Origin of the sequence: Pseudanabaena sp. PCC 6802 (genome assembly GCF_000332175.1) — a bacterium.
Taxonomy (GTDB): Bacteria; Cyanobacteriota; Cyanobacteriia; order Pseudanabaenales; family Pseudanabaenaceae; genus PCC-6802.
Map to the genome: position 1 here is coordinate 459198 of NZ_KB235914.1, position 18671 is coordinate 477868.

Genomic DNA, 18671 nt, shown 5'->3' on the forward strand with positions numbered 1-18671 from the left:
TCATAGCCGTCCAGTTGCAGTAGATCGCGGTCAAACCAGCAACTCATCCACTAAACCAGATGGCGGCACAACTTCGATCCGTTTTTGCGCGAGATCGACAAACGGGGCGATCGCCTCGACAAATGGTATTAGCGCCGTCTTACCCTCTTTTTTGACTTCGAGCAGATCGTTGCCAGCGGGAATTACGTCGCTCACCTCACCCAAATATTTTCCTGTGAGTTGATGGAATACACGGCAACCAATTAAGTCGTTGACATAGTACTCGTCTGGTTCCAGATGGGGGCGATCGCTCTGCGGCACGACGATCGAACAGTTACGCAAAGCATCGGCGGCGGTGCGATCGCCTATTCCCTCCAAACGCAGAACGTAAACATTGGTTTTACCAGGTAAACACCGACCAGAGAGCATTTCTACAGGTTGGGGCGCATCGCGATCCGAGGCACTCAGCCATCGCTTCCCAGGCACCTCAAATCGTTCGGGAAAATCAGAATAGGAAATTACCCGCACCTCACCTTTAATCCCATGCGCAGCGACCACCTTGCCAATTACAATCCAATCGTCTTGCATAACTATCTAAAATGGACTGAGTCCCGATTGCTGGATTAGGTTAAATGAATCGCGGAAGATCATAAATATACCCAGTCCAAGTAGCAGGAACAATCCACCTTGCATGACGTTTTCTTGCAAGGCTGATGGGAGAGGTTTACCGCCACGCAAAGCTTCAAGAATTAGGAAAATTAACTGACCGCCATCCAGGGCGGGAAGGGGCAGGATGTTGATAATTGCCAGGTTGATACTGATAATGGCGGTGTAGTCAAACAGGCTGGAGGCATCGGATTTTGCCAGTTCGGAACCCATCGCCACGATCGCGATCGGCCCCGATACCTGAGCCGCAGTTTCTTGGAAGTTGGTAACTAGCTGCTTGAGCCCCTGAACGGTCATGACCGTGAGCCTCTCAAAACTTTTTGCCGCACTGGTTAAGGCTTCGCCAACATTGCGAATGGGGCGGCGGTGCGGCTTGTCAGTAAAGTCTAACCTGATGCCAATGCGTCCGTGCCCGACTTCACCGCTAGGGACAACCGTAAGGTTTAGCATTTCGTCATTACGCTGGACTGCTAGATCGATCGATTGGTTAGCATTCTTAGCAATTATGGCTTGAAATTCTTCGAGGGTAGTAAGGCTGGTACCAAAGGAAGTGCCATTCGCCGATCGCACGATGTCCCCAGGTCTTAGACCAGCTACAGCAGCAGGCGAGTCGTTAGCAATCAGGCTGTCAACCCGCACGCCAGGTACATCGACGGTACCAACGCCCACCGCGATCGTCATCACCAACAGCACCAGGTAGGCAAAGACAAAGTTAGCAATTACCCCAGCACTAATTACGATCGCCCGATCGGCGATCGGGCGATTGCGCAACAGGTTGGGGTCGTTGGGGGGGATAGTGCTTTCCTCGTCATCGTCGGGGAACCCGACATAACCCCCGAGGGGAATAGCCCGCACCGCATATTCAGTTTGCGCTCCCTGATATTTCCAGAGGATAGGACCGAAGCCAATCGAGAACCGATTGACGTGAATGCCTTGCAGCCTCGCTGCCATGAAGTGTCCTAGTTCGTGAACTACAACCAGCAGAGCCAAAACAGAAATTGCTAGTAAAACGGACATACGGCTATTTAGGAATAAATAAATATTTGTTTAAGAATTATGTAAATCATAACACTTAGTCACATTTAGGATTTGGTTGCCGCCGCTATGCATGAATCTTTACTCCAATTAGCGATCTCGATCGCTGATGGTGAGTGGGTGCGAAATATTGGGCGATCGCAGCGACTAATCTGGGGTTAAAAAGCGCTCCAACTTGTATCTAAACGTACAAATCCCAGATAGTTGAATCTAAATAATAGATATCAACAAAATTTTGCCAGTTCAAGCCAAATTTGTCCCTCTATCAGTCAAGTTAGCTGACAAAGTTTAGGTTATGCCAAAAAGACGCGATCTCCTTTTAGGTGGGGCGGCTGCGGTCGCAGTCGCTATGATGGTATAGCGAATTCAAACTCTTCTTGACATTCTCGGTTGCATCATCATTTCCGGTGCAGGTTCGGGTTTAGGGATCGATGCTAAGAAAGGTGTTATCCTATTTCCCATATTCTCCACAGCCAAATTAGAGCCAAAGATATTGGCTTCTGACTGAGTAGCTCTAGCAGGAGTAGGAGAACTGCTAGTTGGCCGGTTAGTAGAACGGTTACTTGTGTTATTGGGAGCTGATGGCGTACAACTGGCAAGCAAGGCCATCAGTGCAATTGAAGCTAAATATTTGAATTTCATGGCATGGGGTTTCCATAATAAATAACCTGGTGCAAAACTTGCAGGCCCTGACTGCGCAGCCAAGTTGCTTGCACTAGGGATGTACGATAGAGAATGGTAAGATTTAGAGAAGTAAATCTTGCTACTCTAATCTTTATACTGTCTTTGTCTAATAACGAATGTGACGCGGATCTCACTTAGTATGCGATCGCGATCTCATATAGCGGTTTTCAGATCGGAAAGAGCAAGGGGTTTGGGGGTGTTGCTCCCAAAAAGGGGTAGCCCCCCTTCACCCCGTCAACAAAACCCGTTCTCAAGTGAAAACCTCTATAGTATATGTGGAGAAATGCTCTATTAGTGTCAAATATCACCACAAGAAACCCAGGTCAGAGAGGATTTACTGCTTCATTAGCCAGGGCATCGGGAAATGCAGTAAATCCAGCTTTTGTCAAAGCTTTTACTGTGGCTTTGTCATCGCTGACCCAATGCTGATTGCCAAGGCGCACCATTTGGGAATGATATGCGATCGAGGCGATAACTGGAACTTTCGCCCCTTCTTTCTCACCAGTTTGCGCTCTCAGGATTTCCCGCAGTTGGTGCAGCTTCTGGATATCCATTGCTTGCTCGCGATCCAGCTCCACACGCACCATACGCACTGATTCAATTGGTTGCATATCATCAATCACTAACTGGACGCGATCGTCGCGGCGATCGGCTTTGCCCCACACCATCAGGCGATTGTCTTTTTGAAGATGCGATCGCACCTTTTCGTAGATCTTAGGAAACACTACCGCTTCCGAGCTACCCGTGAGATCTTCGATTTGCAGAACCGCCATGCGATCGCCCTTTTTAGTAGTAATATCCTTGATATCTAGAATCAGAACAATTGCCGTCAGGGTAGTATTCTCAGGACTGTCAGCCAGGTCGCTCAAGTTAATGGGAGCCATCAACTTCGCAGATTTGCCTACAACCTTAAGGGGATGATCGGAAATATAGAATCCCAGTAATTCCTTTTCCATGCGCAGCTTTTCTTGGGGAGGATAGTCCTGCACCTTGGGGCCACTGGGGGTGTCGTCATAGGCGCTCTCGCTTGTATCTCCTGTCAGGAGATCGAACAAACTGACTTGACCGGATGCCTGTTCCTTCGCTTTGCGCGATGCCCACTCCAGCGTGATTTCCAGATCGCTCATCAGTTGATGGCGATTGGGTTGGATGGAGTCCAGGGCACCAGTTTGAATCAGCGCTTCCAATGCCTTTTTGTTCAACGCCCGCGAATCGACACGACTGCATAGATCGGCTAAAGACTTGAACTTGCCTCCCTTTTGTCGTGCTTCTAGGATAGAATCAATCGCACCGCCACCGAGATTCTTAATTGCTGCTAAACCGAAGACGATCTGACGATCGCGGGGCGTAAAGTCCACACCGGAGGTGTTTACGTCCGGTGGCAGAATATCGATATTCATGCTGTTGCAACTGGCAATATATCGTTGCACTTTAGCCTGGTCGCCACTTACAGACGACAGCAACGCTGCCATGTATTCAACGGGGTAGTTGGCTTTTAAATAGGCAGTTTGATACGTGACATAGCCATAGGCAACGCTATGGGATTTGTTAAAACAATATTCCGCAAATAGCACCATCTGATCGAAGAGATCGGTAGCAATCTTGGACTTAATGCCGTTCTTAGCCGCACCATCGAGGAACTTCTCTCTTTGCTTCTCCATTTCTGCGGGTTTCTTCTTTCCCATTGCTCTTCGGAGTAAATCGGCTTCTCCCAATGTGTATCCTGCCAGATCTTGAGCAATCTTCATAATTTGCTCTTGGAATACCAGAATCGAATATGTTTCTTGTAGAATCGGCTCCAGATCGGGATGAGCGTAATCCATTGCTTCGCGACCGTGCTTGCGGTTGATGAATTTCGGAATCAGTCCCGCATCCAATGGTCCAGGTCGATAGAGCGCTAATATTGATGAAATATCATCGATATTTGATGGTTTGAGATCCCGCACGATTTGCTTCATGCCCGATGATTCGAGTTGGAATATACCTTCCAATTCGCCTCTAGCCAGCAACTGATATGTCTTTTCGTTTTCGTGGGTGGATGCATCTGGCGCGATCGCATTGATATCAAAAGCTATATTCTTGCCCTTCTCGATCAGATCGACCGTATGTTGAATTGTGGTCAAGTTCCGCAGTCCCAAAAAGTCCATTTTCAGCAACCCTAAGGACTCTAGATCCTCCATCGGATATTGCGTCACTACGGCACCATCATTACTTCTCTGGAGCGGCACAACTTCATCTAGGGGCATGGGTGAAATCACCACACCCGCAGCATGTACGCCAGAACTCTTGTTCACGCCTTCAATCCGCATTGCCATATCCAGCCATTGAAATACCTTCGGATCTTTTTCATAGCGCTCCTTAAACTCCGGGGCTGGAGTCTCGTCTGAAATCATGGTCTTGAGCTTAGCTGGCTTGCCCCTAAACACGGGGATCATCTTCGCCATTTTGTCCGCTTCGCCATAGGAGATATCCAGCACTCTACCCACATCCTTGAGTACTGCTTTAGAGGTGAGGCGATTAAACGTGACGATTTGAGCCACGCGATCGTCGCCGTACCGCTGCGTGACGTACTCGATCAACTCGTTGCGATGATCGATACAGAAATCGGTATCGATATCAGGCATGGATTTGCGTTCGGGATTGAGGAAGCGCTCGAATAGCAGGCCGTGGTGAATGGGATCGATATTGGTAATACCCAAGGCGTAAGCAACTAAACTGCCAGCAGCAGAATTATGAATGGCAATAGAGTTAGCAACGTAGGAAGTATCACCAGGAACGGTAATATCGTAAACCTTGCCTTTGTAGTGGAATTTCTCAGCCGATCTGATTTTGAGGTAAATGTAGCGATCGTCCACATAAAAGCTATCATTCCTGAAAAATTTCTGCTCCTTAACCCCAATGGGAAAATCCCAAAAGTCACTATTCCAGTTAAGTAGTTGACTCCCTGCTAGTTTGACCGAATATTCTATAGCCCAGTTGTCTTGCTGTTTGCCTCTTTTGCTTTTGATAATAGAGACCCAGTAACCAAACCTAGCTAATAGCGATCGCAGTTGCATCGCTAATGCCGAAGATGTAGTCGTATACTTAATTGCTGTAGTTTTCTCTTTAGACCCATTATGTCCATCACCCCTGAACATATAGGCGATCAAAATCTTAATCAGTTCTGATTTACCTTTGAGCACGACCGCCGTAGGGATTGATTTGTGATTGGCTCCGATGCCACACAAACTTGAAAGGAACTCACCGACAGTACGGGAGTATGTAAGAACCTGGATTGATTGCTTGGCATGATGCGGAACTATGTTAGCATCTAGTCCAAAAATATTTTTGAGCAGTTGCTGAACCTCATTGGCATAGGTAGTTTCCTTACTGGAAAACCCAAATCCGACCGTACATTCTCTCTCACCTAATCTTGACCATCCTTCAGCAATATAGTAGCCAAGTAATCGAGCTAGATCCTCGTCATATGAGATATACCTGGGAATCCTTTTCGTTGCTAGCTGATTCGAGCCAATTTCATACCAAATAAATTCTTTGTCATACCTTAAATGTTCTCTTGCAGCTACATACTCAACAACATCAAAAACTATTTCCACTTCCTCAGATGGAATTCTCGGAAATGCAACAAAATCATCTTTGCTTAATTCTCCTGCTGCTATCCACTGTAGTTGGTAGTAATCGCAGGGTTTGACGGAGCAATAGCGCGTGCAGGTCGGTTTGCAAACATTTGCTGTTTTAGCTGAGTTCACCGCGCAGTCTGCCGATCTAACTGCCCAGATCTTGTGATCTTGAGTCAGGCACAACTCTTCACTGGCAACTTTAATTTTGATAATCTCCTCATCACAGTCATATACCAGCTTGTCCTCTACAGGCAAGAGATTCCCTGCATGAGTTACGACCTCTTGCCCAATCTGAACCTCATGAATTGGGATTTCCTTGCCGCTAGACAGCAGTACATTTGTATCCGGCAAAACGCATCCTCTGCCAGGGCCAACCGGGATACCGCGATCGCGCGCGTATTTAATGTAGTCCCACACGACTAGAAAGTAGGTGGAGAAGCCCATTTGTTGCATGATCTGCAACTCATAGTGGATGCGTTGTTGATAATTGTCGGGTATATCGCTGCGACGCTCGGTTTGGAATCTCTCCATCAGTCCCTGCCAGGTTACTGCCTCCAGATAGGTATCGGCAGTGTGCCCCTGGGGAACTGGATATTCCGCCGCTCGCGGATCGCTCATGATGTCGTAGCTTTTTACTTTTGCCGCGACTTCTACGGTATTGCTAATTGCTTCCGCAATAACATCATCGGGGAGGTGATCGCGAAACATCAATTTCATTTCGTCGGCGGATTTGAGATATTCCGTACCGCTGTAGTGCAGGCGATTGACTTCTGTAATTAGTTTGCCAGTTTGAATGCAAAGCAATGCATCGTGAGCTTCAACGTCATGACAGGAGACAAAATGCGAATCGTTAGTCGCGACGATTTTGATGTCTAATTCCCTAGCAATTTTGACAATCTCTACGTTGACGGTGCGGTCTTCAGGGTAGCCGTGATCTTGAATTTCCAGGTAATAGTCACCGCCAAATACCTCTTTATACCAGGCGGCAACTTCGCGAGCGATTTCAGGATGTCCTTGCAAAATTGCCTGCGGTACTTCACCCGCTAAGCAACCTGAGGTGACGATCAGACCTTCTTTATATTTTTCTAAATAATCTTTACTGATGCAGGGGCGGGCAAATATTCCCTTGCCCTGGTAACCCTGGAGGTGGGAAATAGTCGTGAGTTTGACGAGATTTTTGTAGCCCTGCGTGTTTTTTGCCAGGACAATCTGGTGATATTTCCGCTTCTTTTCCTGCTTGGTAATATCGCCATTGATGATGTACATCTCGTTGCCCACAATCGGCTTGATACCCTTGCCGCGACAGGTCTTAATTAGCTCGATCGCACCGTACATTACGCCATGATCCGTCAGGGCGATCGCCTCCATGCCCAATTCTGCTGCCTGGTCGATCAGGTTGGGTAGCTGACTAGCACCATCAAGTAAACTATATTCGCTATGAACGTGCAGACCGACAAAATTAGACATAATAGACCTTCTTTACGGCAGGACTGGGCTGAGATTAACCATGACCGTCAGCGCTCAGGTATACAATAGCGCATGGATCGATCCTAGTGTACTAAACCGTGAAGGTGGGCTTGTGTTTGGGCGATCGAGAGCGATCGGCTTCGCCACGCAAGCTAACAGTTTCGCCATACAAGCAAAAGGCTCCGCCGTGCAGGCTAAAGAAAGTTTCCAGCATATTTCTAGGGTCGGCGATCCTGAAAGTTTCTGTATAATAGACTTAATCGGAAATAGTCAAAGCCTTGTGTAGCAAGGCTTTCAGGAATGACCCAAAATTAAGCGAAATGCTTACTGCATAAGCTTTTGATGGCATTTTGCCCTTTCTATTGCCGATAAAGTCTAATACATAGTTGGACTGCTCTAAAAAAGTTCATTTTGCCCTGTTGCTGGGGTCAAGCCATTTGCCAAGTCATTTCTTGACCTGCCCGTAAGGGTACAAGTCCAGATTCCATAAAGGGAAGTTCATCGGGAACACACCAGGCTGTTTTGGTCAAAGTAATGTGCTCCGTATTACGTGGAAGCTGATAAAAATCTGGCCCATAGAAACTGGCGAACGCTTCAAGTTTATCAAGGGCATCGGCACTCTCAAACACTTCTGCATACAACTCCATCGCATGCAAAGCTGAATAGCAACCTGCACAGCCACAGGAACTTTCTTTGCTATTCCGAGAGTGGGGGGCGCTATCGGTGCCTAGAAAAAACTTAGGATTGCCGGAGGTTGCTGCTTGCAAAAGTGCCGACCGATGCTCCTCTCGTTTCAAAATTGGCAAGCAATAAAAATGGGGGCGAATGCCACCCTGGAACAGGCTATTGCGATTAAATAACAAATGTTGTGGTGTGATTGTTGCAGCGATGTTGTTTGCAGATAGGACATACTGTACTGCATCGGAGGTGGTAATGTGTTCAAGGACTACGCGCAGGCTGGGAAATCTTTGCTTGAGAGGAATTAAATCTCGCTCGATAAATACTTTCTCGCGATCGAACATATCAACATCGCGATCGGTCACTTCTCCGTGCAGGAGTAAAGGCAGGTCTACCTGCTGCATCGCTTCAAAGACGCGATCGCACTTGTGAATGTCTGTCACCCCAAGGTCTGAATTAGTTGTTGCTCCGGCTGGGTAGTACTTGACCGCTTTGACAAACTGAGACGCTTTCGCCGCGATAATTTCTTCGGGGCTTGTGTTGTCGGTGAGGTAAAGCGTCATCAGTGGCTCAAACTGCTGACCAGATGGAACTGCTGCAAGGATGCGATCGCGGTAGGATGCAGCATCAGCGACCGATCGTACTGGGGGCTTCAAATTCGGCATGATAATGGCACGGGCAAACTGACGCACCGTATGGGGTAGAACTGCTTTCAGTGCTTCACCATCGCGGAGATGAAGGTGCCAGTCGTCGGGTCGAGTAATTGTGAGCTTTTGCATCTTTCAATCATAAAACAGTTAGCGATATGGTGAGGACGTGTGGAACCCATGTGTTTTCATGTTCTTGGATGGTGCCAATGACAATCTCTATAAACCGAGTCGGTTCACAATCGGTAAAAGACTTGGCTACTCGTTAATTGCTGCTACAAGCAGCGCCCATGCACGCCGACCGCCGAGAGTCGATTATGATAAAAAGGTTATCTGCGACGGGTGATGGGCAACGTTAGCTAGTGAGTTATTGGTAGGGTCGTACTTCCATCATATTGTCGGCAGGTGCCACTTGGTTCCAAACATGACGGCAGCTTGTGATATTGCTGACTGTCTTAGCCAAGTGGACACCCTATCTAAATACCCTGTGGTACAAGGGTTTCCTAAACAGTAGCAGCAGATCTGAAGCACTACCCATTTGCAATGCTGCTCTGGCGATCGGATTTTGAGGCTAAAACCCTTGCTATGACAATCGCCGAATTTGTTACAAGACATCGGCAAAAGCCGATCGCAAGCGCTGATAAAACTTAAAGCTTATTAAGAACACGATCGCGGCAAAAACAGTGGCAATGCCCCACTCCTGCCAATGTTGCACCCGTCCTACCAAAATCAGATCGCGATAGACCTCGGCGATCGCTGCCATAGGATTCAGCCACAGTACCCAATGTCGCCAGGCGGCTGGAATCACCCTTTCTGGATAGACGATGGGGGTGAGGTAAAACCATAGGTTAATAATTACGGTGACAGTTTGGGGAATATCGCGTAAAAAGACTGTTAAGCCTGCCACCAGATAACCCAAGCCTGCCGTTAACAGCAATTGCGTTACCCACACCAGAGGCAACAGCCATAATGTAGGCTGGACGACCTGGGACGACAACCCCACCGCCACAATGAGCGCCGCCAGACCCATTGTGCTTTCAATAAAAGCAGACAGGACTGGTACGATCGGCAGTAGTTCCAGGGGAAATACTACTTTTTTGACCAGATTGGGTTGGCTAATTACGGCAACGGCAGCTTGCGAGAAGCCCGTGGTAAATGCCACCCAGGGCACTAAACCGGCAAATAGCCACAGACCAAAAGTTAAGCTATTTTCCGGCAGACTATCCAGCTTCAGCTTGACCTGGAGTACCACCGAAAACACGTAGGTATAGATCAGTAACTGTGAGAGTTGATTAAATAGCGGCCAAAAATTTCCTAAAACCGAGCCTTTGTACTTAGCGGATAAGTCGCGCCAGACCAGCGTGCCCAACAGATCTAATTTGGTGGATGTACTAGCTGGTAGAGATTGCATAAACCTGGCGAATAATCGCCTAGCCCTACCTACTAAACGCTCGAACAACCTCATCAGAATCTGTAACCATATTTATTTAGCCTGCTAATTGTCCTATATATTTAGTCACTCTCTTCATCCCGAATTATGACTCAATCTTAAAAATTAGTTGATGCATATAATGGACTGTTAGGTTTAGCGTTCAGAATTGTATTGTTAAAAGCTTTGGTGTATTTATGATTTCTTTTGTCAGTCGAGTAGTAGCGATCGCCCTAGCCACGATCCTTCTCAGCAATATATCGTTTGGCTGGTTTAGACCCGACAATGCCGCAGCGATCGACCTTACCCAACAACTTCAGAGTCAATCTAGCGCTGCATCTACTACTCAGCCAGTTGCCCTCGCCAGGGGCGTAACCAAAACCGTTCTGGACAATGGGTTAACGGTTTTGACAAAGGAAATCAATACGGCACCAGTGGTCAGCGTGCAGGTTTGGTATCGAGTCGGATCGCGCAACGAAAAGCCCGGTATTACTGGCATTTCCCATCAATTAGAACACCTGTTGTTCAAGGGCACAAAGGATCGCCCCATTCAATTCGGTCGCCTGTTTAGCGCTCTAGGTAGCAGTTCTAATGCCTTTACCAGCTACGACATGACCGCATATTTCGGCACCGTCGGCAGTGAAAAGCTCAACGCTCTTCTGGAGCTAGAAGCCGATCGCATGGTGAATACAGTCGCGGGAGCTGCGGAACTAAAGAGCGAGAATACGGTGGTGCTATCCGAATTGGATGGCGGCAACAATAATCCTGGTACTCGCCTCAATCGGGTTGTCATGCAGGCTGCTTTCCCAAATAGCTCCTACGGTTGGCCAGTAATTGGCTATCGCTCTGATGTCGTAGACTTTAGCGCTGAAGAAGTCCAGGCTTACTACCGCACGCACTATCGCCCGGACAATGCCGTGCTGGTTGTGGTTGGTAATTTTAATACCAACGCGGTGCTGAAACAAATTAAAGACATTTTCGGGAACATTACACCCCCACCTGCCCCCTCATCAATTCCAATATCTGCCCCCTCCATTCCCCCTGCCAAGCCATACAAGCAAGGCGAGCCTATCGTGCTGAAGGAACCGGGCAGCGTACCGTTTTTGCAGTCAGTTTATCCGACTCTGCCCCCGATTACCCATCCAGATGTTCCGGTTTTGGACGTGATGGACTCTGTCCTGACCTCTGGTAAAAGTTCGCGCCTGTATCAAGCCCTCGTACAGACTGGCTTAGCCAGTAGCGTAGGCGGTTCTTCCGTTACCTTAATCGATCCAGGTTGGTACTCATTTAGTGCTACTCCTGCCCAAGGCAAGTCACTCAAGGAGATCGATCGCCTGATTTTGGCGGAAGTAAACAAACTACAAACCAATGGCATCACGCCTGCAGAGCTAGAGCGAGCCAAAGCACAGCTATTGGCTACTTTCATCCTGGGCAATCGCGATATTAGCTCTCTAGCTCAGCAAATAGGCTACAACCAGATCGTGGCCAACGATTATGCGTTTAGCGATCGCTACCTCGACGCGGTAAGCAAAGTCACCACCGCCGACGTGCAGCGGGTTGCCAAGCAATATCTTAATCCTGAAAAGCGGGTATTAGGTTTCTTCGAGCCATCGGTAGTCACTGCCCAAGCTGGTAATACGACAGCAGGCACTACCCATAAGGAAATGTTTGCTCCTGGCAAACCCCTCGATCCTGCCGAAGTTGCACGTTATCTACCCAAGAGCGCGCTGGATGCCAAAGCCGCAACACCCAAACCCGTAAAGCCAGAGCGTTTTACGCTTGCCAATGGCCTCAGAGTGTTGCTTTTGAGCGATAAGAGCAGTCCTGCGATCGCCTTAGTTGGGGAAATTAAGGCTGGAACTGGTTTTGACAGCGAGGCAAAAGCTGGTTTAGCCGATCTCACGGCGCAAAACTTGATGAATGGCACTAAAACTCAAGATGCCCTGGCGATCGCCAAAAATTTAGAAAATCGCGGCGCTTCTCTGGGCTTTTCTGCCAGCCGCGAGCGCGTCAGCGTGGCTGGTTCGGCACTATCCAAAGACTTACCAGTGGTAATCGAACAATTAGCTGATGTTCTCCAAAATGCCACGTTCCCAGCCAACGAATTGGAGCTGAGCCGCCAGCGCAACCTGGTGGCGTTAAAGGCGGAACTGGACAGTCCAGGTAGCCTGGCGCGGCGCAAGTTCCAGCAAAAGGTTTTTCCTCAAGGCCATCCCTTCCATGCCATGCGGACGGAGGCAACGCTCCAGTCAATTACGCGCGAAGAAATCGCTAGCTTCTACAAAACCCACTATCGCCCCGACACCACAACCCTAACCATATTTGGTGACTTCGATCCTGCCACAACTAAAACACTCCTGACGCAAGCGCTAAGTACCTGGCAAGCTAAAGGCACGGCACCCCAGTTGCAATATCCAGATGTCAAAAAACCTGCCACCATTCAACAGGAACAGGTGGTTCTACCTGGCAAGACCCAAGCGATCGCGATGATGGGACATCTCGGTATCGCCCGACGCGATCCCCGCTATTACAAGGCCCTGGTGTTGAATCAGGTATTAGGCGGCGATACTCTCGCCAGTCGCTTAGGTACGGAAATTCGCGATCGCCTTGGTTTAACCTATGGCATCTTCAGCGCTTTCCAAGCCGGACAAGGGGCGGGGCCGTTTGTAATTCAGATGCAAACCAGCGCCAAGGATAACCAGAAAGCCATCGATGCTACGCTTGCTCTATTACGCCAATTGCGCGAAAAAGGCGTTAGTCAAGCGGAATTAGATGCTGCCAAGAGAAGTCTAATCAACAGTTTCCCCGTGGAGTTAGCCGATCCCGATAACATCGCCAATGCCATCCTCAGCGATGAAGTCTATGGCTTTGAGATTGGCAATTTTTATCAGTTCCCCAGTAAGGTCAAGGAGATCGACCTAGATGCGGTCAACAAAACCGCCCGCGAGTTGATCTTTCCTGAGAACTTAGCGATCGTGACGGTGACACCGGGGGATAAATCGTAGGCATTGAGGACGGGATGCCAGAGGTTCCATCTCCACATCCCGTCCTAGTCCCCGAGATCGAATAGATCTGCTCTCGCGATGGCATCACCCCATCTGCGCGAGGCACCAAGCGCGTCGTAAACTACTAAGAGCGATCGCTTGCCATCAACTCCAGAGAAAATCGTCATGCCCTCGGCGCGATCGCTGCCTTTGCCGTAGGGAATGTCTTGAATGGGAAATAACTTATCCGGCGCTTGCCAAATAAGGGTCTCTTGAGGCTGTTCGGGAGCTTCAGTATCGTCTAGAGCATTGCGCCACCGAAAAAGTTGAACTGCACCATCGAGAGACATGGTTGGCCCCGCTAAAATTAGCAGATCGCGATCGGCGATCGCCAGGTCTCGAATACCCAATCCATTTAGTTGCAGGAAGTGTTTTTTGTAGAGTCGCTTATGGGAGCCAATTTTACCGAGCTTCAGTTTGTTCCCTTTAACCTTGACTTCAAGTTCTAAGACAATCGCCCAGCCCCTCAATACAGGGCCGCGCAAGCCCAGAAAAATGCGGCGATCGCGAACCGCCAGCCCTTCTATATCAAATCCATTATCCTTGCCAGGTATTTTGAGAAATGGTTTGAGATGTTTATCCGCACCTAAAGCTTCGATCAGATCGTTGCTGCTACCCGAGATTTCCAATTGCGCCGCCGTTAAATCGCCATCGGAGACTAATTCATATTCACCGTCCCTCTCCACCAGGGGAATGCGAGCGAGGAAATGGCGATTAGCTATCTTACGCCTTGGCAATACATACGTTAATGACTCGATGTTCTCCGCCATACTTTGCTTGGCTTTAGGGCGATCGCGCTGGAGAGAATGCGAACCAACAATCCAAAGATAATTACCATCATAATCCATGCCTTCGATATCAATTTCCGCCTGAGAGTCTGGAAGTTTGACATACCGATTGATTTGAAACTGTTGATGCTGACTGAACGTTCTGCCCTCTGCTCCAAGTTTGAGCCGCTCGACTGTGGTTGTCTCATCGCTGGCTAGAAACAGATTCTTCCCAATTGATGCAACTGCGGAGAGGCTATCTCGAATCTCTTTAACCTTGCCATCAGAATCCTTGGGATTGTTATAAATGTTAAAATGTAATGAAATATCTTGCATATCCGTACTCTAGAATTCGTCAGCTATTATATAGCGATTTTCACTTGAGAACGGGTTTTGTTTTTGGGGTGCAGGGGTTCACCCCTGCGTGGGGGCACAGCCCCCACTCCCCCTGTCCTGACAGATCTGCATACGGCTACAATCTAAGAATTCAGGATTTTTGCTTGTCGTAGAGATTGAATTGTAGCGATCGCAGTCTGTGCTGCCAGATCGATTTCCTCTGTCGTATTAAATCGCCCAATGCCAAATCGGATCGAGGCATGGGCTAATTCTTCCGATCTTCCCAATGCCATCAGAACGTGGGAAGGAGAATTCTTAGTAGAACTACAGGCGGCACCGGATGACACGGCAATTCGCCCGTTCAAACCTATTATCAAGGCAGCTCCATCTACTCCCTCAACGCTAATATTGAGATTTCCCGCAAGACGTTGGGTAGCGTGACCGTTGAGATGAATGCCGTCAACCTGTTGCAACTGCGTCCAAAGCCGTTGGCGTAAATCCAACATGCGTTTTTGTTCGCTGGACTGGGATTCTATGGCGATCGCGATCGCGGTCGCGAAACCAACGATTTGCGGTGTAGCGAGCGTGCCGGAGCGCAGCCCCCGCTCGTGTCCGCCTCCATGCAACTGCGGTGCGAGCTGCACTCTAGGATTGCGCCGCCGCACGTACAGAGCGCCAACACCCTTGGGGCCGTAGATCTTATGTGCTGTGAGCGACATCAAATCTATATGCATATCCATGACATCCAGAGGGATTTTACCGATCGCCTGGGCAGCGTCGGTATGGAATAGTACTTGATGCCGATGACAGATGTCGCCAATGGTAGCTAGCGGTTGCAGCACACCGATTTCGTTATTGGCTGCCATGATGGAAACCAGGATCGTATCGGCACGGATGGCACTTTCTAAGTCTTGCGGATCGATTAGCCCATCGGGTTGCACGGGGAGGTAGGTAATCTCAAATCCCAGCGATGCTAGATAAGCACAGGGATCGAGTACGGCGTTGTGCTCTGTGTGCGCGGTGATGATATGCCTTCCTTTATGCAAATAGGCTTCCGCTACTCCCTTAAGGGCCAGATTATTAGCTTCCGTCGCCCCACTGGTGAAGACAATCTCTTCGGGCGAAGCATGCATGGCAGTTGCGATCGCCTCCCTCGCGCTTTTAACCGCCGCCTCCGCTTCCCAACCGTAGAAATGATTGACACTGGCAGGATTGCCAAACGCAGTGCGAAAATAAGGCAGCATTGCCTCTAGCACTCTTTCATCCAACGGAGTTGTAGCCTGATAATCTAAATAAATCGGACGCTGCATGGTTGAAATTACGAGGGATTCTGAGAGTGGATATTTTGGTCTTGGGTGCTGGTGCTAAATAGATGGGGGAGAATTAAACCGGAACGCGCTTTGTAATCCGCAAATTCGGGATAGCGCGACAGAGATTTATCCTTTTTCAGCATATTAGGCACGAATAACGCGAATACAAAAAATCCTAGAATTACAAAGGGTAACCAGTGCTGCGCCAACATGGCAAATGACAGGTAAATCAGAATTTCGCCTAGATAGTTGGTGTTGCGGCAACGGGCAAAAAAACCTTCAGTGATTAATCCAGGGCGATATTTGAGCGTGTAGTATTTCTGAGCGTCGCTGGTGTAGTGGAGGAAGATTCCTATGATATTAATGGCGATCGCGGCTGCGATTAGAGCGAAACTCGGTACAGAGCCGCTACTAATCAACAAAAATGGAGCAACCCAATACAGGAATAAGACTGCAAATGTAAACAAACCAATTTGAATGGGTATTTCGGTTTCCCATTGCTTATCGGGATAAATGCGATCCTTCATCAACCATAGGATTCCATAGGTACCGTGCAGCGCTAAATAGACCCAGGCACCGAGACTAAAATTTTGGTAGGCATACATTAGTCCTAGAACTACTAATGCCGTAGTTCCTTTATGCAGGTTGATGGCGTGTTTGATTTTCATCGGCATAACTTCAGAAATATCTAGCTTCTGTTCTAGCACACCGACATTTAAAGACATAACCTCATCAATGACAGGGTATGCTTTATGTTTGTGCAATCAACTGGCAACAAATTTTTATGACTGGCAAAATTTATTTAACTGGAGTGCGTGCCTATGGCTATGTGGGGTTACTCCCAGAGGAAAATGTCCTGGGACAGTGGTTTACGGTTGATGTCGCGATCGCCACAGATTTTGAGGCGGCAACTTACAGCGATGCGATCGACGATACCCTGGACTATCGTTCCTGTATTGCCAAAATTGAAACAACGATCCGCACTGCCAAGTTTGCTTTGATTGAAAGATTGGCTGGGGCGATCGCTGACTCCCTCCTCGAAGATCCCAAAATTGAGAAATTAGAACTGCGGGTCACCAAGCACCCGCCTATTCCTAACTTTCAAGGTGCCGTTGCGGTTGAAATTAGCCGCGATCGCACGGCTAGAAATCGCTCTATCCAGGACTCTATCCAACTTTCCGAGCGATCGCAACCACAGCAATTACAACTCCAGGCTCAAGCTATAATGCAGTCGCCCCAACCCAGTCAATCCGATGGGGTTGTTGTCAAGCAGAATAACCAGCGATCGGCGATTGTCACCAGCATCCATACAGACGGTGCCTGCTCCAAAAACCCCGGCCCTGGAGGTTGGGGCGTAGTCGTACACTTTGATAATGGTGACGTGCAAGAACTTGGTGGCGGAGCGAGAAATACGACGAACAATCAAATGGAGATGCAAGGAGCGATCGCCGCTTTAGAATTCCTGGCAGAACAAAAACAGGCAGCACCAGTCGATTTATATACCGATAGTAAATATGTAATTGACGGCATCACGAAATGGATTAAAGGCTGGAAAAAGAACGGCTGGCAGACCAAAGACAAGAAACCAGTCAAGAATCAGGAACTTTGGCAAGAACTAGATCGGCTGAATTCAGCTAACGTAAGCTGGCACTGGGTGGAAGGACATTCTGGCGATCCCGATAACGAGCGCTGCGATGCGATCGCCCGCGCCAATACTGCCGAACAAGTTTATCGCTAAGACGATCTCATCAGAAATTTTGCCCTATATTACGTAGGGGCAATCCCTTGTGGTTGCCCTGAAACATATCTTTATTTTTTTATCCCTACGTATTTTGACAGAGGTAATCGATATCTTCTTAACAGTCTAATTGGACGAATTAGATAATACAGAAAATGAAGAAATTTAGGTAAAGGTAAAAACTCTAAATCTTGTGCTGTGGGAGTAAACCATCCGTGAGTATTCATCAGGCTCATAAAGATTTCCCATCTATCTTGCCAGCGCTCGCGCGCGCTCATGTGGAATAAAGCCTGCGGAACTCCCTGGATTTCCTCCTCAGTAGTTTCAGAGAATAATTGCTGACTGACCTGTAGTGCTAGAAAATTCGCTGCGGCATCGGACTCTAACTCTTTTAATACTTCTTCTGAGAGGGGCGCTTCTAGTAAATTTCTTGCTAGTAGAAGTGCTAGAAAAATTATCCGTTTGCAGCCTAAATTTGCAGCTCGATCCATAATCTGTTGCCAATCCATACTGGTATTAGCTCTCACTGTTTCTGCTACATCGCAAATCCGCTGCAATGTGTTCCAGCAGTCTTTAGTTCCGTTTAAACAGAGCATCAAAAAGCAGGCTTCTGGACCTAAATTAGGCACCATTTCTCCAGCTAGGCACAGTGGCTGCTGGCTCTCCCACCAGTAGTCATCGCTTGCAGAGCGAGAGTAGTTCTTTGGTAAAATTTCGCAATGCAGGTCGATACAAACGATATCGCCATCAAGCACAAAATGACACTCCCAGGGCAGATTGAGAATAACCTCATATCCTGTGGAAGCGAGCAAATCTATAGCTTTTTGGTAATGCTGTTTGCGCACGAGGATATCTAGATCCCGTGTTTGACGCAGGCAAAGGTTTCCATAGGCTGCCGTTGCTAAAATAGATCCCTTGAAGGGGAGGGCGGGAATTTGATGGCTTTCAAACAAGCGCACGATCGCAATTAACTTTTGAGCTAGAAAAACGGTACGACAACTGTTAGTTTGAAAATACTCGCGGAGTTGCTTGAGCTTCTCTAGAGGAACAAGTTCAGGGCACGTACTTTTGAGACTTTGGTACAAAAGTGGCATTACCCCATGCCATTGTGCTACTTGCATCAAATAATCCCAGTCGATATCTTCTAAGAGAAGAGTCCTTAAATACTCTGCTATTGGAGCGGGCATGTAAGTCCTGGCACAGCAAAGCAACAATTCTTCTTCTTTGCGAACGGTCATAGGCAGCGATTTAGCAGGTGTTCGTGGTAATTG

General features: G+C 48.2%; 13 protein-coding genes. 2 read left to right on the forward strand and 11 right to left on the reverse strand.

Annotated elements, in window-relative coordinates:
• Positions 1-30: 30 nt before the first annotated feature.
• The 7 genes from rimM to PSE6802_RS0107500 all read right to left on the reverse strand — a co-directional run bounded on the left by rimM (position 31) and on the right by PSE6802_RS0107500 (position 10187).
• Positions 31-567: a ribosome maturation factor RimM gene (gene rimM, locus PSE6802_RS0107475; RefSeq protein WP_019499434.1), complete on the reverse strand. Its 537-nt coding sequence runs from the start codon at positions 565-567 to the stop codon at positions 31-33.
• A 6-nt stretch (positions 568-573) separates the two neighbouring features.
• Positions 574-1662, reverse strand: a complete 1089-nt coding sequence (gene rseP, locus PSE6802_RS0107480) for an RIP metalloprotease RseP (RefSeq protein WP_019499435.1) — start codon at positions 1660-1662, stop codon at positions 574-576.
• A gap of 384 nt (positions 1663-2046) precedes the next feature.
• Positions 2047-2322 carry a hypothetical protein gene (locus tag PSE6802_RS33235; RefSeq protein WP_156815453.1) on the reverse strand — a complete coding sequence of 92 codons (276 nt, stop codon included), beginning with the start codon at positions 2320-2322 and terminating at the stop codon, positions 2047-2049.
• A 365-nt stretch (positions 2323-2687) separates the two neighbouring features.
• A complete protein-coding gene (gene dnaE, locus PSE6802_RS34700; RefSeq protein ID WP_019499436.1) occupies positions 2688-7451 on the reverse strand; it encodes a DNA polymerase III subunit alpha in 4764 nt (1587 codons plus the stop codon).
• A 91-nt stretch (positions 7452-7542) separates the two neighbouring features.
• Positions 7543-7665 carry a hypothetical protein gene (locus PSE6802_RS35265; RefSeq protein ID WP_263970322.1) on the reverse strand — a complete coding sequence of 41 codons (123 nt, stop codon included), beginning with the start codon at positions 7663-7665 and terminating at the stop codon, positions 7543-7545.
• Between the two features lie 214 nt (positions 7666-7879).
• A complete protein-coding gene (pyrC, locus tag PSE6802_RS0107495; protein ID WP_019499438.1) occupies positions 7880-8908 on the reverse strand; it encodes a dihydroorotase in 1029 nt (342 codons plus the stop codon).
• A gap of 472 nt (positions 8909-9380) precedes the next feature.
• Positions 9381-10187 carry an ABC transporter permease gene (locus PSE6802_RS0107500; protein WP_019499439.1) on the reverse strand — a complete coding sequence of 269 codons (807 nt, stop codon included), beginning with the start codon at positions 10185-10187 and terminating at the stop codon, positions 9381-9383.
• 215 nt (positions 10188-10402) lie between these two features.
• Between PSE6802_RS0107500 and PSE6802_RS0107505 the strand changes: the two genes are divergently transcribed.
• The gene (locus tag PSE6802_RS0107505; protein WP_019499440.1) at positions 10403-13210 is read left to right on the forward strand and encodes a M16 family metallopeptidase; all 2808 of its coding nucleotides are present in this window, start codon (positions 10403-10405) and stop codon (positions 13208-13210) included.
• Positions 13211-13254: 44 nt separating this feature from the next.
• Here the strand turns inward: PSE6802_RS0107505 and PSE6802_RS0107510 are convergent, their stop codons facing one another.
• The 3 genes from PSE6802_RS0107510 to PSE6802_RS0107520 all read right to left on the reverse strand — a co-directional run bounded on the left by PSE6802_RS0107510 (position 13255) and on the right by PSE6802_RS0107520 (position 16330).
• Positions 13255-14352 carry a DUF3616 domain-containing protein gene (locus PSE6802_RS0107510; protein ID WP_019499441.1) on the reverse strand — a complete coding sequence of 366 codons (1098 nt, stop codon included), beginning with the start codon at positions 14350-14352 and terminating at the stop codon, positions 13255-13257.
• Between the two features lie 143 nt (positions 14353-14495).
• Positions 14496-15662 carry a cysteine desulfurase family protein gene (locus PSE6802_RS0107515; RefSeq protein WP_019499442.1) on the reverse strand — a complete coding sequence of 389 codons (1167 nt, stop codon included), beginning with the start codon at positions 15660-15662 and terminating at the stop codon, positions 14496-14498.
• An 8-nt stretch (positions 15663-15670) separates the two neighbouring features.
• Positions 15671-16330, reverse strand: coding sequence for a methyltransferase family protein (locus tag PSE6802_RS0107520; protein ID WP_026103137.1), 660 nt, complete (start codon positions 16328-16330; stop codon positions 15671-15673).
• A 116-nt stretch (positions 16331-16446) separates the two neighbouring features.
• On the opposite strand from PSE6802_RS0107520, the gene rnhA reads away from it, so the two are divergent.
• On the forward strand, positions 16447-17400 hold the full coding sequence (gene rnhA, locus PSE6802_RS30860) for a ribonuclease HI (RefSeq protein ID WP_019499444.1): 954 nt from the start codon (positions 16447-16449) through the stop codon (positions 17398-17400).
• 71 nt (positions 17401-17471) lie between these two features.
• Here the strand turns inward: rnhA and PSE6802_RS0107530 are convergent, their stop codons facing one another.
• Positions 17472-18638, reverse strand: a complete 1167-nt coding sequence (locus PSE6802_RS0107530; protein WP_162139214.1) for a nucleotidyltransferase domain-containing protein — start codon at positions 18636-18638, stop codon at positions 17472-17474.
• Between the last annotated feature and the right edge of the window lie 33 nt (positions 18639-18671).

Excerpts from the sequence above, each read along its gene's own strand:
- dnaE (WP_019499436.1), bottom strand. The coding sequence starts at position 7,451 with ATGTCTAATTTTGTCGGTCTGCACGTTCATAGCGAATATAGTTTACTT.
- PSE6802_RS0107510 (WP_019499441.1), bottom strand. The coding sequence starts at position 14,352 with ATGCAAGATATTTCATTACATTTTAACATTTATAACAATCCCAAGGAT.
- PSE6802_RS0107500 (WP_019499439.1), bottom strand. The coding sequence starts at position 10,187 with ATGCAATCTCTACCAGCTAGTACATCCACCAAATTAGATCTGTTGGGC.
- PSE6802_RS0107530 (WP_162139214.1), bottom strand. The coding sequence starts at position 18,638 with ATGACCGTTCGCAAAGAAGAAGAATTGTTGCTTTGCTGTGCCAGGACT.
- pyrC (WP_019499438.1), bottom strand. The coding sequence starts at position 8,908 with ATGCAAAAGCTCACAATTACTCGACCCGACGACTGGCACCTTCATCTC.
- PSE6802_RS0107520 (WP_026103137.1), bottom strand. The coding sequence starts at position 16,330 with ATGAAAATCAAACACGCCATCAACCTGCATAAAGGAACTACGGCATTA.
- PSE6802_RS35265 (WP_263970322.1), bottom strand. The coding sequence starts at position 7,665 with ATGCTGGAAACTTTCTTTAGCCTGCACGGCGGAGCCTTTTGCTTGTAT.
- rnhA (WP_019499444.1), top strand. The coding sequence starts at position 16,447 with ATGACTGGCAAAATTTATTTAACTGGAGTGCGTGCCTATGGCTATGTG.
- PSE6802_RS0107505 (WP_019499440.1), top strand. The coding sequence starts at position 10,403 with ATGATTTCTTTTGTCAGTCGAGTAGTAGCGATCGCCCTAGCCACGATC.
- PSE6802_RS0107515 (WP_019499442.1), bottom strand. The coding sequence starts at position 15,662 with ATGCAGCGTCCGATTTATTTAGATTATCAGGCTACAACTCCGTTGGAT.
- rseP (WP_019499435.1), bottom strand. The coding sequence starts at position 1,662 with ATGTCCGTTTTACTAGCAATTTCTGTTTTGGCTCTGCTGGTTGTAGTT.
- rimM (WP_019499434.1), bottom strand. The coding sequence starts at position 567 with ATGCAAGACGATTGGATTGTAATTGGCAAGGTGGTCGCTGCGCATGGG.
- PSE6802_RS33235 (WP_156815453.1), bottom strand. The coding sequence starts at position 2,322 with ATGAAATTCAAATATTTAGCTTCAATTGCACTGATGGCCTTGCTTGCC.